This window comes from Kamptonema animale CS-326 (genome assembly GCF_028330895.1).
Classification (GTDB): domain Bacteria; phylum Cyanobacteriota; class Cyanobacteriia; order Cyanobacteriales; family Microcoleaceae; genus Kamptonema; species Kamptonema formosum.
Genome location: NZ_JAQMUA010000480.1, coordinates 16,831 through 32,434, shown reverse-complemented (window position 1 = coordinate 32,434; position 15,604 = coordinate 16,831). Strand labels below are relative to the sequence as shown.

General features: G+C 44.2%; 10 protein-coding genes. 3 read left to right on the top strand and 7 right to left on the bottom strand.

What is annotated here, in order from left to right; all coding sequences use genetic code 11:
- On the bottom strand, positions 1-3,620 hold a 3,620-nt coding region (locus PN499_RS28020; RefSeq protein ID WP_272036731.1), incomplete at its 3' end, for a DUF4347 domain-containing protein.
- A gap of 435 nt (positions 3,621-4,055) precedes the next feature.
- Between PN499_RS28020 and PN499_RS28015 the strand changes: the two genes are divergently transcribed.
- Positions 4,056-5,633, top strand: a complete 1,578-nt coding sequence (locus PN499_RS28015; RefSeq protein WP_272036729.1) for an NAD(P)H-hydrate dehydratase — start codon at positions 4,056-4,058, stop codon at positions 5,631-5,633.
- A gap of 137 nt (positions 5,634-5,770) precedes the next feature.
- Positions 5,771-6,634 (top strand): hypothetical protein, encoded by an 864-nt coding sequence (locus PN499_RS28010; RefSeq protein ID WP_272036728.1) that lies wholly within the window; start codon positions 5,771-5,773, stop codon positions 6,632-6,634.
- A gap of 47 nt (positions 6,635-6,681) precedes the next feature.
- Here the strand turns inward: PN499_RS28010 and PN499_RS28005 are convergent, their stop codons facing one another.
- Genes PN499_RS28005 through PN499_RS27995 form a run of 3 tightly spaced genes read right to left on the bottom strand, consistent with a single transcriptional unit; the run spans position 6,682 to position 10,094 of the window.
- Complete coding sequence (locus PN499_RS28005) at positions 6,682-8,079, bottom strand: hypothetical protein (protein WP_272036726.1); 1,398 nt, start codon at positions 8,077-8,079, stop codon at positions 6,682-6,684.
- Between the two features lie 60 nt (positions 8,080-8,139).
- Entirely contained in the window at positions 8,140-9,651 is a 1,512-nt protein-coding gene (locus PN499_RS28000) for a glycosyltransferase (protein ID WP_272036724.1), read from the bottom strand.
- Positions 9,652-9,656: 5 nt separating this feature from the next.
- Positions 9,657-10,094 carry a GtrA family protein gene (locus PN499_RS27995; protein ID WP_272036722.1) on the bottom strand — a complete coding sequence of 146 codons (438 nt, stop codon included), beginning with the start codon at positions 10,092-10,094 and terminating at the stop codon, positions 9,657-9,659.
- Between the two features lie 208 nt (positions 10,095-10,302).
- Between PN499_RS27995 and PN499_RS27990 the strand changes: the two genes are divergently transcribed.
- Positions 10,303-11,622 (top strand): glycosyltransferase family 4 protein, encoded by a 1,320-nt coding sequence (locus PN499_RS27990; RefSeq protein WP_272036720.1) that lies wholly within the window; start codon positions 10,303-10,305, stop codon positions 11,620-11,622.
- A gap of 292 nt (positions 11,623-11,914) precedes the next feature.
- Here PN499_RS27990 and PN499_RS27985 read toward each other — a convergent pair whose 3' ends face one another.
- From PN499_RS27985 to PN499_RS27975, 3 genes are read right to left on the bottom strand one after another with little or no spacing between them, the layout of a single operon-like run.
- Positions 11,915-13,477: an ArnT family glycosyltransferase gene (locus PN499_RS27985; protein ID WP_272036718.1), complete on the bottom strand. Its 1,563-nt coding sequence runs from the start codon at positions 13,475-13,477 to the stop codon at positions 11,915-11,917.
- A 45-nt stretch (positions 13,478-13,522) separates the two neighbouring features.
- Positions 13,523-14,293 carry a class I SAM-dependent methyltransferase gene (locus PN499_RS27980; protein WP_272036716.1) on the bottom strand — a complete coding sequence of 257 codons (771 nt, stop codon included), beginning with the start codon at positions 14,291-14,293 and terminating at the stop codon, positions 13,523-13,525.
- 26 nt (positions 14,294-14,319) lie between these two features.
- Positions 14,320-15,600 carry a glycosyltransferase family 2 protein gene (locus tag PN499_RS27975; RefSeq protein ID WP_272036713.1) on the bottom strand — a complete coding sequence of 427 codons (1,281 nt, stop codon included), beginning with the start codon at positions 15,598-15,600 and terminating at the stop codon, positions 14,320-14,322.
- Positions 15,601-15,604: the final 4 nt, after the last annotated feature.

The window sequence follows — 15,604 nt, the reverse complement described above, 5'->3', positions numbered from 1 at the left end:
GGAATTGGTGTTGGCGTTGGTGTTGGAATTGGAATGGGCGTTGGCGTTGGTGTTGGAATTGGTGTTGGAATTGGCGTTGGTGTTGGAATTGGTGTTGGCGTTGGTGTTGGAATTGGCGTTGGCATTGCAGTCGGCACCGGAACCGCAACATTAAAAGTTCCTAAGCTAGCAGCAACAGCCGGATTACCAAGTGCATCTTTAACCTGACTTGCTTGCAACTTCACAGTGTAAGTTCCATTATCAAGCTCATCCCAACTTGCGCCTGGAGGAGTAAATGAATAAGTTGCACTCCGAGGCGTACCATTACTATTAGTATCGACACTGACAAAAGTAGCAGGAATGTCACCGCCTGACCAATTTATCAAAACATCAGAACTGTCCAAACTTGAAACATCGACAGCATTAGTATCGCTGAAAGTGACAGTCAAACTTTGACTTGTACCTCCGGCTGTCGTAATATCAGCAACAGCATTTAAACTAGCAGTTGGCGGAGTTTTGTCAATGTCATAAACTTGTCCCGTTAAGTCACCATTGCCAGCATTTGCACTGCCTAATGCTACTCCCAGGCTATTTTTGATACTATCATCATCAACTAAATTTAACCCAATTGAACCGCTGCCCGTACCTGTATTAACTTGCAGTTGGTAAGTTTTAGCATCAACAGCAGTTAAAGTGCCAATAGTTGCACCAGTTACAACATTTGGTACTAAAGTAAAGTCAGAAACATCTACACCTGTAACATCTTCTGAGAATTTGATTTCGTAGGTGGCGGTAGTCGCAGCAGTGGGAGATGTATTAACGCGGTTGATGGATGTAACTGTGGGGAATGTGTCGTTATAAGCAACGGTATTGTCTGTACTTGTACTGGCAGTATTGTTATTACCTGCTGTATCGGTAACGCCGTTAGCTTTGATGCTGGCAATAACATTACCTCCCGCTGTCATGCCGTTGACTTCGACGTTGTAAACAGGGCCGCTACCTGTGATGGTTGGTGTTAATGTTCCTGTGGCTGTACTTGCAGTTAAGTCGATATCACTGGCATCGAAACCAGCGACAGGTTCGCTAAAAGTGACGGTAAAGTTGATAGGTGAAGTTGCTGTCGGGTCGGTTTGTGTTGTTGCTTGATTAATGGTGACAGTTGGTACAATGCCATCAACTACTAGGGCTTTATTTGCACCTAATGAGTTCGCAGCGCCGGGAGTGGGTAAGGTTAAGATGGCATCAGCAGTGGCAGCATTCTTAATAGTACCGCCGCTTAAAGATAAGGCAGTTGTGGAAGCATAATCTAAGTCGGCACTGTTATCTCCGGCTGCTATTGTGTACCGGAATGTTAATGTGTTGCTACCTGTTCCTGAGAGGTAACTGGCGACGGGAGTTGCACCGGCTAAACTCAGTTGTGGTGTACCCGTGACGTTGACTATTTGAGAGAATTGAACAGTGATGTCGATGTTTGTACCGATGCCATAACTGCCGTCTGCGGTGGTGGCATTAACACTGGTGATGGTGGGTACGGGGTTGATGGTGATGTCGGCGGTTTCTGTGGCGCTACTAAAAACGCTGGATGTGGTGTTATTAGTTCGGTCTGTGGTGTAGTCGGCGACACCGCCATTTGTGCCAACTATTTGATCCCAGGCGGCGAAGGTAATGGCATTGGTGATAGTGCCGTTGTAACCTGTGTTGGGTACGAATCGGAGGCTGGTGTTGGCGTTACTGGCTAGGAGTAAGGCGTTGGTGGCGGAAACGGCTGGGGCGTTTGTCCAGGTTGTGCCGTCGGTGGTGTATTGCCAAGTGCCGTTAGCGGTGTCTAAGGCGCTGATGGCGATGCCTTGGGAGGCACTGGCGTTTAGATCGGTGATTCCGGCACTGTTGCTGATGATGGTGCTAATTAGCGTGCCTGTACTGGCGCTGTCGTTTTGGTTTTGGGCGTTGAGGGTGGGTGTGCCAGTGTTATCCAGTGTAGGGGAGTCGTTGACGAGGACGGTGACGGTGATGGGGCTGCTAGTGCCGCTGCTGTCTTTGGCGGTGTAGGTGAAGGTGTCTACACCGTTGAAGTTGGCGTTGGGGGTGTAGATGATTTCTCTACCTTTGTCGATCATGATCGCATAGACAGCACCATTCGCATTCGGGTCAAAGGTAGCATGAGCGACACCGCTTGTGGGGTCTAATTTGGCGATACGGTTGCGAGGTTGTCCACCGATGCTGTTGAAATCGCCGCCTACTATAGGGTTGCCACTGCTGTCTATGGCGAGTTCTCTGACATAACTATCCGCATTCGGGTTGAAGGTGGCATCGGCAAGACCAGTTGTGGGGTCTAATTTGGCGATTCGGTTGCGGGGTTGTCCGCCGATATTGGTGAAATTACCACCCACTATGGGGTTGCCACTGCTATCTATGGCGATCACCTGAATAAAACTATTCGCATTTGGGTTGAAGGTAGCATCGGCAAGACCAGTTGTGGGGTCTAATTTGGCGATTCGGTTGCGGGATTGTCCGCCGATGGTGGTGAAATTGTCACCCACTATAGGTTTGCCACTGCTGTCTATGGCGATCGCACCAACCAAATTATTAGCATTTGGGTTGAAGGTGGTTTCGGCAAGACCAGTTGTGGGGTCTAATTTGGCGATTCGGTTGCGGGATTGTCCGCCGATGTTGGTGAAAGTGCCGCCCACTATGGGGTTGCCACTGCTGTCTATGGCGATCGCATAGACACCAAGATTCGCATTTGGGTTGAAGGTGGTTTCGGCAAGACCAGTTGTGGGGTCTAATTTGGCGATTCGGTTGCGGGGTTGTCCGCCGATGTTAGTGAAATCGCCGCCTACTATAGGGTTGCCACTGCTGTCTATGGCGAGCTCATAGACATCACTATCCGCATCCGGGTTGAAGGTGGTATCTACCGTCCCATCGCTATTCAACCGAGCGATTCTGTTGCGTGCAACTCCGCCGATGGTGGTGAAACTGCCGCCGACATAAATCGCGTCATTAATAATTGCAGTGCCGTTGGTGGGGGCAGTAACGATGCTTTGGACGTTCAGCTTTCCGGTGCCGGTGTCGTTGGCTAAAACATCTATTTTTGTGGCGGTTGGTGCTCCACTGACCAGCAAGGCTTTGTTATCTGCTACTCCTGTTGGTGCTAGGGTGTAGCTGTAGTTGGGAACGTTCAGGGGTTGAGTTTCTATGTTCCCCTGTTTGACTTCTAATTTCCAGTCTCCTCCTAATTCTGCATTGCCTGTAATATTATTAGATGCAGCTACATCGGCTCTTGTTAATTCGCTCAGTTCTTTAACAAATTTGAACCCAATTTCTCCTGCTGCTACTTCGCATCCATATAATAGGATGTCGCCATTTTCTGTTAAGGCATTTCCCCACTGTTTTATCTGATTGCTGAAAGTTTCTATATCCTTCCCATTGAGTACGTCTGCACCGAGTTTTAAACTGCCTGGGCTGCCGTGAGAAAGGATATGAATTGCTGCAATATCTTTTTGAGCTGCTAAGGCGTTTGTAATTTGATCGATGCCGCTTAACTTGTCATTTAAAATGAAAATTTGAGCGGCATCGGCGTTTTGAATAAGGCTTTGATAATCCTGTACAGACTCATCAACGAAGATAATTTGCTTGTTCACGATAGAGTACCTGGTTAATTTTTGTTGTGTATTTTCTACCGATCGGTTTTCTTGGTGCGTCAGGACATCAGCATTTCTCTTTTCAGCGGAGTCTATTTTAGCTGACGCACCCTACTAATATTGCTGGCCAGAACTGAACTCGACTTTCACGAAATTTTTTTTAATATATCGTACTTTAGAAAGATGACCATAGTAAATCTACTGTAATTTTCTATGTAATATTATGGGAAAGGGTGAGATTTTCTTTAATAAAACTTTACAGCCACTTAGTAAGTTTTATGGTATTCGCTCGCATTTAAACGACTAACTAAGCAAGTAGGGTGCGAGTAAAGCAAATAGTTCGTTTACACGGGAGACGCTTTGAACTGAAACACCCTACAATACTGTTAACGGTTAACTGTTAACGATTAGCTCATCAGAAATTTTTTATAAACAATGGCAAATAATATTGACCAATTTGTTGTCACGGCTGAGCAAATGCGCGAGATTGAAGGACGCATCTTTGCTGCGGGAATGCCAGTTGCAGCTTTAATGGAAAAAGTAGCTGGTTTGATTTCTAGACGGATTCAAGAAGTCTGGAAGTCAAGAGCAAAAAATATTGCCCCTTTCTCTTTACCGATTATTGGCGTGTTAGTTGGCCCTGGACATAATGGCGGTGATGCTTTGGTTGTAGCCCGCGAGTTGTACTTCCAAGGCTATCAGGTAATTATCTATTGCCCTTTTGATAAACTGAAAGACTTAACAAGTTTTCACGCTCAGTATGTGAGGTCTTTAAATATTCCCTATTTTGAGAATATTGAAAGTTTAACAAAATGCGATTTGCTGATAGATGGCTTGTTTGGGTTTGGCTTAGAACGGGAAATAATTAACCCATTTGCGGCTGCTATCGAAGAAATTAATAGCTGGAAAAAAACAGTTTTTAGTATTGATATTCCATCGGGATTACACACCGATACCGGAGCAGTTTTGGGAACGGCTATCCGTGCTACTAATACCTTTTGTTTGGGTTTGTGGAAGCTAGCTTTTTTGCAAGACAAAGCTTTAGAATATATAGGTAAAGCAGAATTAATTGATTTTGATATCCCGATCGCAGATATAACCGCTGTCCTCGGCGAATCTCTGGCCGTAAAGCGCATTGTCAAAGCATCTGCGATCGCACACCTTCCCCTTCCCCGCCGCCCCGACTCTCACAAATATACAAACGGCCATTTGCTCATAGTCGCAGGTTCCCGCCGCTACAGTGGTGCAGCGATTTTGGCCGCTCTGGGAGCTCGTGCCAGTGGCGTTGGAATGCTCTCAATTGCCGTCCCAGAAAGCCTCAAACTGCTGGTAGCCGCTCAATTGCCAGAAGCGCTAGTTATAGGCTGTCCAGAGACGACAGACGGCGCAATTAGGGAGTTGCCAGTAGGCTTAGATTTCGCTACTTACGACGCGATCGCGGTCGGCCCTGGCCTCACATCAGAAGCCGCACTTATAGTAAAAAGTATATTAGAAAGCGATCGCCCCCTAATCCTAGACGCTGACGGTTTGAATATCCTCGCCCAATTCGGCACTATTCCCACCTTATCGACACGGAAAGCCCCAACAGCGCTCTCACCACATCCAGGGGAATTTAAGCGTTTATTTCCAGATTTAGCCGATAAAATGGGCGATCGCGTGACAGTGACTCAACAAGCCGCTCAGCTCAGCGGTGCTGTAGTATTGTTGAAAGGAGCTAGAGTTTGCATCTCTTGGAAAGATGCGATCGGCAACCTCTCTACCCTAATTAATCCCCAAAGCACTCCCGCCCTCGCTAGAGGCGGTAGCGGCGACGTACTCACAGGTTTGCTAGCAGGACTTTGGGCCCAAGCCGCAGCTAAAGATGAGCCTGTAGAATCAGTAGTAGAAACAGCAGTTTGGTGGCACGCACAAGCTGGAATACTTGCAGCCATTGAGCGCACAGAGTTAGGAGTAGACGCTTTTACCTTGACGCAGTATTTAATCCCCGCTCTGCACTACGAGATTAAAGATTAGCCATCAAACTTTCTTGACAAAAAACAGACTCATTTGGTTAAATTAACCAAATATAGGATCTTCTGATAAAAAGCATCTAGTTTCAAATAGTTATAAATCCCTATTAAGCGTAATAAATCTCTCTCTTCACTACAAAAATGTCTGAATTCCTAACGGGAATTGAAACACACCCTCCAACGGGAAAAAAACAGCCTTTCACGCTGGATTTTGGGAACGGGCAAAAAGCAGATGTCATTGAACTAATGACAGAAGCCATTCCAGTCAACCGTTCAACTGATTTGTCCATTGCTCTCAGTCAAATTGGACTTAAAGGCCCGCGCCCCATATTGGTGCTAGTAGGTGGAGCCAGTGGCATCACCCCAGAGGATATGACCCGCCTGAATTTGTTATTTGTCAAAGTCCTCGCTCCCCTAGCTCAGTCCTTGGGCGCGGCTGTTGTGGACGGTGGCACCGATACCGGTATCATGCAGTTGATGGGCCAATCCCGTGCTGCAACAGGCACAACATTCCCCCTGATCGGCGTGGCTCCCTCTGGAAAAGTAGCCATCCCTTACCCCCATCTCCCCCCGGCTAAAGGGACAGCGTTAGAGCAGCATCACACTCATTTCGTGCTAGTTCCCGGCGCAGCATGGGGAGAAGAATGCCCTTGGATGGCTGATTTAGCAACCCTGTTAGCCGATGGAGAGCCATCAGTTACGGTACTCATTAACGGCGGGAAAGTTACCTGGCGGGATGCTGAGGAAAGCGTGAGAGCGGGACGGCCAGTGCTGGTGATTGCTGGTACTGGGCGGACGGCCGATGAATTGGCCAAGGCAATTCGCGCGGAAGCGAGGGAGGAGGGGTTAGAGAGCAGATTGTCACCCGAAATCAGCAGTCAAGAGTCAGGGGAACAAGCCAAAAATTTAGTTGCTTCCGGGCTTTTGCGTGTCGTAGACTTAACAGAGGATAATGATGTTTTAGTTGAAGTCCTTAAGGAAATGCTTTCCAGTACAATTAGGTAGAATTTATAGGCTAGAGCAGTTCTTAAATGGCTGAAATAGATTCTCTTTTACTGGGCAAGATTTTCATCATAATTATTACCCGGATCTTCTCGCATTTGGGCAAAAACTCCGACTCGATCTTGGTAAAGCATTTGCATATTATCTGCTAATTCGCCATCGCTCCACCAGTGAATAAGAGAATCTCGGTGACGCTTAGCGATGAGCGATCGGGGAATTCCATTGGCAATATCTCGTTCTACTGAGTCCATCACACCATCATACCAATTGCCAAACATCCCAAACCCGGCTAGGGTATTTAAAGGCAGTAGTAACAACATCCATAAAAAGAGTCCCCACGGGACAATTTGTTGCCATTTTCGAGAGCCATACAGTTCCCAAATAAAGAAGGCTATACACAGCATGGGAACTGCAAACATTACGTATCGAATGGGGAATCCTTGAGAGGGAACCAGTCCAGCTCTACCATGACCTACTGCTAAGGAATAAACACCGAAAACACCACATAATAAGAGCATCATCAAAGCTCGCTGTCTCTCAAAACCTTGATGGCGGATAATAGCTAAAATGACTATTACCAAAGTAGGAATAAAAATTCCAAAAGCTATCAGTACAAAAAAACTCCACGAATAAGCAGAAACGGCTCCGAAACTGTAAGCTAAAAATTTAGCAACTGTTTGGAGTGTCGCTCCTAAACCGGGACTGGGGGGATTCCAAGTGGGACGTTGATAGCCAATAAAATATACACCTATTAAACACAAGGCAATCGCTGCCAAGCTGATTGAAAGCATACTCGTCCATCGCTGTTTATCTTGGGAATCAGTAGCGTACCAGTTGACAAACCCACGATAGATGAACCAAGGTGCAAACACAGGGACTAATAACAACCCATTCGCTCCACAAAAGGGAAGTGCAACTAAACTTACTCCAGCAATTACTACTGCTAAAGGCATTGTTAGAGTGGGTTGAATCACCAAGATAAAGACTATAATATAGGTGAGGGCAGTAGGTAAGACTTGGGTAAACTGCCAACTCCAAAACAGATTAGGCCAATTGCTGAGATTTAATAAAGCGATCGGAAAAAAAGCATCCGCATAGCTGGTTTTCCCCTCTCGTAAAGATCTAGCGACTTGAATAGCAGCAGCAGCCACAAAAGCGACTGTCAAGACATTAAGTACCATCCCTGAACGAAAATCACCGTTAGTAAACTTGAGCAAAGTTAACAAAATTAGGCGTGGTAAAGGGATGCGATGTTCATTATTCTGCTGCCATAACCAACTAAGTAGGTGGGGTTCATTTCCTGTCAAGGGCTTAACCAAGAACCAATCTTCTGCTAGGGGAATATTTCTCCCATAGTTTACTAAACACATAAAAGCAGCTATTACCATTACTAACCAAGTACCCCACACGAATAGCTTGGCGTTGCGATCGCTGGAAACAATAGACATAGAAGTATTATCCTAATGTATTGTTACTAACTAGATTTTGAATGCGCGAAATTGGCATTTTTAGCGCCTTTTCTTCCAAAGATTGTTTACCCACAATTGCCACAAGACTTGCCCATATCCTCCACCTACTCGGATCAGTCGAAACGATGACATCCCCATATCTGGGGTACGATTGATCCAAGAAATGGGAACTTCAATGAGTGAATAACCTTTCAACAAAGGTTGCAGTCCTGTCTCTGCATTGATGGCAAATCCTGGCTGAGTAAGTTCTAGGTTCTCAACTACCTCTCGCCGTAGCAGTTTAAGATTATTGGTTAAATCCCGAAAATGACGTAGGAATAATATCTGTGCTAAGAGATGAAATCCTCGATTAGCAATAATTTTAGGTAAAGGGTAATTAAGCAATACGCTATGGCGGGAAAAACGACTGCCAACTACTACATCATAGCCCTGATTTGCCTGGTCAAACAAATCGCGAATTTCTGGAAGAAGATGCTGAAAATCACAATCCATTGATAAAATATACTGCCCTGTTGCTACTCGATAGCCATCCGCAAGAGCTCTTCCTACGCCATTGGGTGGAACGCGGAAGACAGGTTTAATCAAGGGATCTGCGTCTGCTAAACGTTGAATCACTTCACGAGTGGTGTCTTGACTATTGTCATCTACGGGAATAATTTCGTGTAGATAATCCCCGAAAAAAACCTTGAGCCGAGTAATGAGAGGTTCGATGTTCATCTCCTCATTATGGCAGGGAATGACAACAGAAATAGCTCCCCGTAACTGCTCGTGTTCGCATAGAGAGATTTGAGGGCTTTCAATAATTCGAGGTGGCTTTTGAGCATGAATGAGAATGGAGCCAGCGAGGGTTCTTAACCCAGGAGTATTTTCTAGAATAATGGAAAGATTGCGTAATAGCCAAATTAAGTCTTTGGTGAGGGGAGCGTAAACAAAGTCGTTGAAAATGGCAAAGATTCTAATAAAGCCAATTTCGGAAATTAATTCGTATAATTCTGGACGATTAAGAAGTTTCCGGGGATCTTTTTTGCCAATAAATTTAGAAATAAAGCGACGTAATTTCAGAACGATATTCCAGGGATTACTGTCATAAAAAATGACTTGACCGCCCGGATTTAGGAGTTCATAAACTTTTTGGAGAAACCAGGCGCTATTTCGCTTATCCAATAAATCCATTACCACAATTAAATCAAAATGCCGTCCTTCAAGGGCTTCCGGCAGAGAGATTGCATTGATAAACTCAACTGAAGAAAGCAAAGCTTCTGGTTTAGGAATTTCGGTAAATGTGACTGCTGCGATCGGATTTTCTCCGCGAGATACTTTGAGAAGCTGTTCTGTAAAAAGACCTTCACCACAACCAATTTCTAAGATAGTTTGACCCGGAATCAGGTGAACTAGATGACGAAAAGTTTGCGCTCTCCATAGCAGTCTATCTTGATAGATGGCATCGCGGTTTTTCCAATACAGATCTCGATATTGCTCTCGAATTCCTAAAATTTGACTCAGGATTAGATCGGGATTATCTCGAGTAGGGGGGATGTTTGCTGAATTCATTTTAATTATTGGCTATCTCCTGATTGGTCGGAATTTTTATTTTTTTTAAATACCCATTTTTCACTGATCGCATAGTTAATAACAGAGCCGAGAATAATACCAATTAAGGTATTAATTTGATAATTTACTTTTAATCCCTCTAAAATAGGAAAAATCAAGAAGCTGCGAGTAGCAACCACTAATCCACAAGAGATGTGGTAGCGAGGGATCTGCTGCCATAGAATTTCTTGCCAGCTTGAGTCATGGCTTACCCAAACCCAAGTTCGATAGACAAAAAAACTAAAAATCAAAGAAACTTCAATTGCCATAATATTGGCAAAATTGCGGAGAATTTGTGTATTCAATTTCCAGGTTTCAATGATGAGATAAATTAACACAACATTGAAAATTGCTGTAATAATTCCACAAATCAAGTATCTAAAAATTCGTTGTTTAGATTTCACTCTGATGCGAGTCCTATTTTTTTATAACTTGCTAGTTTTGTTCTGTCAAGTAATTGTTAAGCTTTTACATCTTTTTTCTAAAAAAAGCTACAACTATTGCTCTTCAAAGTTAAGTCTATGGTTAAACGGCTACTAAGTCCGTAACATTTCTGTAGCTGTAGGATCTTGTTTACTAGATATTATATAAGGATAGTTGATAAAAAAGTAAATGAAGTTTGATAATAGCTCAGTAGAACCAACGATCGCCCTTCTGCATTGGGGCGATTTAATCGAAGATTTTTTAGATACCATTGGGATTTCCTTTGAAGCTTTCTGTAACGAAATAACGGGCGGCTGGATGTTTGGCTACATTGAGGCGCTGCGTCAGGCAGGGGTGCGGACAGTCCTCTTCTGTATTTTGGGCAGCGTCAAGGAACCTGTGTACTACACCCACAAAGACACAGGAGCAACAATCTGCGCCCTCCCAGCACCTGAGCTCTACCAAGCTGCCCGCCGCCAGATGGTCAACCCTCAAGGGTGGACGGTTCAAGATATGTTTGGAGAGGTTCGAGGCATTCGCCGTCTGGTGTTGACGGGGGTGAAAAGCGTGGCTCCTTACCTGGCTACACCGTTGGGGTTGCTGTCGCAGGAACTGCGACGGGAAAACTGTCAAGCAATTCTCTGTCAAGAATACGAGTACCCGCGCTTCGACGCTTGCAGTTGGTTGGGGTGGCAGATGGGACTGCCTGTTTTTGCCACGTTTCAGGGGGGCGATTTTCAGGTTAGTCCTTGGGAAGGCTTATCGCGTCCGATCGCCCTGAAAGCAAGCGCGGGTTTAATTATTGCTTCCCAAACCGAGGTAGAGCGCGTGCAGACTCGCTATGGCGTGCCTGCTGCCAAGATTGCCCGCATTTTTAATCCCCTGGATTTGGAACTGTGGCAGCCAATGGATCGCACTGAAGCTCGACAATTGCTGGGTTTTCCCAGTGAGGCTGAAATTGTTGCCTGTCACGGGCGGATTGATATCCGCCGCAAGGGGCTAGATATTTTACTGGCAGCTTGGCAACGGGTATGTAGCGATCGCCCAGGCCGAGATTTGCGGCTGTTGTTGGTAGGGACTGGCAGCGATGCGGAGGAATTAAGCCAACGGCTTGCTCAGATGCAGCTTCCGGGCATTATTTGGGTGAATGAATATGTGCGCGATCGCGCTTTGATGCGACAGTACCTCTCGGCGGCTGACGTTTATACTCTGGCTTCGCGGCATGAGGGTTTTCCGGTTGCACCGCTGGAGGCGATGGCTTGCGGGTTGCCGGTGGTAGCGGCAGATGCACCGGGAGTGCCGGACATTTTTGAAGGGGGCGAAGCTGATGGGGGGATTGTTGTGCCCCGCGAGGATGCAACCGCTTTGGCAGAGGCGATCGGTCGCATTTTAGACGATCGAGCTTGGGGGCGAGAATTGGGTAAGCGGGCGCGCATCCGGGTGGAAACTCATTTTTCTCTGGAGGCGATCGGCGTGCAACTGCGGCAATTTTTGTGCGATCGCTCTTGAGCGCAGGTTCCGCAAATCTGACTCGCAACACTAGCAAGGTTTGATAAATCCCAGCCAGAAAAATTCTCTCTACCTAATTTTTTTGGCGCTATAAATGGAAACCAAACTATCAGGAATAGAGGGTTAATTAAACCTGATTTCTCTCCCTATTTTTGCCAAATATAAGCAGTTTCTGTCCCCAGTGATTCTGGTTTGTGCAGCCAATAACTCGTCCATGTTAGAGGACTGAGAGCTGTACACAACAATTGGCGCTTCAGAGGAGATAAACGAGAGAAAGCAACATCTTCTCACTTTATAATCCAATTGAATTGGTCTGGCAAAAACCGTTGGTATGGAGCAAATTTAATTTATATTTATGTTCTAAATATTGTTTAATTTCAGGATTACAACTGACCACTATATTACCCCCCATAAAACTATGCTTTGCAGGCAATACATTAATCTCATTATTGTTGAAATGATTGTATTTTTTTGTATAAAATAGCAGATGAGCATTATAATCATCATTGTTAGCTACATAAAACTTTTTCAGTGTTGGTTGCTCTTGTTGCAGTTGCTTAAAGTACGAACCATACATTAGTTGTGGGTCATTTTTTTGGCTCCAATCATAGATCATTCCCTGATGCCTGTAAATTTTTATATACAACATATCAAGATAGGGCAATGAGAATAACACAATTATCATTAAAGCTGAAAAAGCTACCTTTAAATTCTTATTGCTAATGGTATAGTAATTAGCGATGCTCTGCAAAAACTCTGCAACTCCTAAGCCAATCAGTAAAGACATCATCGGATATAAAGGTGCATCATACCAAGGCAATTTTGTTTGAGCGCTAGAAATGATTAGTAAATAACAGATTATTTGTACAGAGACAAATAAGCTAAGTTCTTTTAACTGTGCTATAGCACTCATTTGAGTCACAATAAAGCAGGCTGGCAAAAAATAAATCCAAGGAATAAATTTTGAGTTAAAAAGACCTTCGAGATAAAAAATAAATTCGCCTTTATGGTTTTCCAATGATGATAAATATCGCCCTGTAACTTCAATTTCTAAAACACTTTTAATATAACCAGGGTTATAATAATTTCTCAACAGATAGTAACTAGACACTGCAAGTATAAAAAATGTAGCTGCTAAATAACTTTCTCGTGCAAATAAAATTTTTCTAATTTTTCTTCGCCAAGCCGTATAAATTAAAAGTCCCGGTAAAAACATCAATCCAGCGATACTTTTAGTTAAAACTGCTAAGACTAAGGCAATAGTTGTTAGAACCAAATATAGATAGCGCTTTTTCGGTATATCACTATGCAAATAGCTAAAGTAGGATAGTGAATAAATGACTATCCAAAGCACAAGCAGAGCATCGTAATCTCCTGTTCTGCCAACGTGCTCTCCTACAAATCCAATACTGGTGATTAAAACTAGAGCGCTGACCAGACCAATTTTAATATTTTGAAAATAACTATTGCAGAATTTTAATAAAATGAAGGTCGTAGCTATCCCCGCTATTGCCGAAGGAAATCGCAGGGCAAATTCGTTCACACCAAATATTTTCATGGAAGCTACCATCAACCAGATTAATAGGGGTGGTTTGGTATTCCACATATCTGGTTTTCCATCAAAATGAGTCACTAAAAAATTACCATTAAGGAGCATTTCGAGTGAATTTACAGCTAATCTAGATTCATCCCACATCCGAATTGTAGGCAAGTGGAGACGAAACAAAAAGACACTATAGCTAAGGATAAACACGATAACAATAGCGATTAATTGTTGATGCTTTAATAGCCAACAAATAAAGAATGAAAGATGTTTTTTTAACCTTCCCTTAAGCTGAGTATTCATCAAGTTCATGAATTTTATTGTTGTTGCTTGATTGGTTGAAGCATGGATAATTAATTAGGCTGGCTTTTGCCAAGCATATGCAGTTTCTGTCCCCAATGATTCAGGTTTATGGAGCCAATAACTTACCCAGGTTAAAGGACTGAGTGCAGTACATAAAAATTGCCGCTTGAGGGGAGATAAACGGGAGAAAGCAACATCATGACAAAGGACTGTTAAAGGATTAATAAAAGTCGCATATTTCTGGCAAGGCAAACCTACTAATGCTGTCAAATCATCCAAGGTATATCCCCGCCGGACATGACCCCATTCTGCCATCACCTCCGCTTCAGGCGGGCAAAGCGGTTTCATAAATTCATAGTAAGGAAAACGCCAATTTTCGTTAGGAGTGCTAATTAATAAAAATCCTTTAGGTTTGAGCACTCGCAGGGCTTCTGAGATTGCTTTTCGATCGTCAGGAACGTGCTCGATCACGTCGAACATCGTTACTACATCAAAAGATTCATTGTCAAAGGGTAAATTCGTCGCATCACCGCAGATAAAGCGAACTTTTTCCTGTTGGTTACAAGGGGCATTTGCATACTTCGGATCGAGGTCAATATTAGTAATCTGCGCTTGCGGATAGAGTAAAGCCGTCAATCCGCCTTGGCCGCCGCCTACTTCTAATACTTCTTTCAAGGGCAGGTCAGGGGCAATTCGGTAAATTGCCCGCATCTTTTCCCGGTAAAAAAATCCTTGCGTTAAGGCATGAGGGAAAGGGTTACGGGATAAAAAATGACCTAAGTTTTCTTTTTTGGCTTCGGTCTTTTGCTGTTCAACGGTTGTCATTCTCTTCTTCTCCTGTTGCTTTAAAATTAATGGTTTTTATTTCCCTGATTTTGCAGGTAAAATTTGACTCCGGCAAAACAGCCGAGGACTTCTGAAAAAAAGGTTCTATTGACTCCTCTAAATCCTGTTAACACTCCCACGATCGATCGCTTGACATAATATCTAGGTAAAGCGATGAAAACCCGACGCAAGTTACCCCAGTGCTTGTAACGTTCAAACTGTACAAAAAGCGCTGCGATATGTCCGCGCATATAGTGATACATTTGATGTTTCAAGCTATCCAGATCGCCTCGGTGGTAGTGGTAAACGACTGCTGTTGGTTCATAGCGACAAAACCAGCCTTCTGCAAGCACTCTATACCAAATTTCTGAGTCTTCACTACACCCAGAAGCGCCTGCTCCCAACCGTTCGTCAAAGTATCCAATTTTATCAAAAAGTTCGCGCCGGAAAGCCATATTTGCCCCTGCACCAATGCGCCAAACGGGGACAGCTAAAGGCTTCATTTCCTCAAAAAATTGAGTATCAAAGGTCGTAGGACGGTATCCCCACCCAAAACCAGTATGACCTTTTTGGAAAATTAATTGGGCTTCGTTTTCGAGTTCTGCTGGTAGAATCAGTCCGGTCATGGCGACGGTGCGATCGCCACTGAAACTTTGAGCAATTCTGGCAATCCAATCAGGATGAACGATCGTATCATCATCAGTAAAAGCAATAATATTGCCTGTACTATGGCGGATGCCAGTATTGCGGGCCACGCTTAAACCAGGGCGAGGTTCTAAGACATATTTAACCTCTGGTATTTTTGCAACTAATTGTTGCGTAGCATCTGAACTGGGAGCATTGTCAACAACAATAATTTCGTGGGGAGGATGGGATAAGTTTTGGAGCGATCGCAAACATCTCTCTAATTGTTCTGGTCGATTTCTAGTACAGATTATAACAGAAACAGTTTCAGTATTTAAGTTTGAAAAGTGCCTATCGAGCTTCATCAGGGGTTGTTCCAAAGCCATGAGAGCTTGAAACTCAGGCGGGCGATCGCGTGTCGGATTCTTGGAAATAACTGGCAAAGCCGCTTTAAAACCTTGTTCTAGCAAATGGCTACCGATGGTAGGGGTAATTGCTTGTACGGCTAAATTAGTCAATTCTGTTGCTGACATTGGCAACTGATCGGCTAAAATCTCCTGTTGACCAAGGGGTATATTATGCCACCAAAACACGGTGTAAATGCCCCCATAACCAGTTATCAAAGGCAAGGAAGGAATGCCTTTACTCAGCTCTACGTTAATAACTTTCCAGGGGTTGCTCACAGAA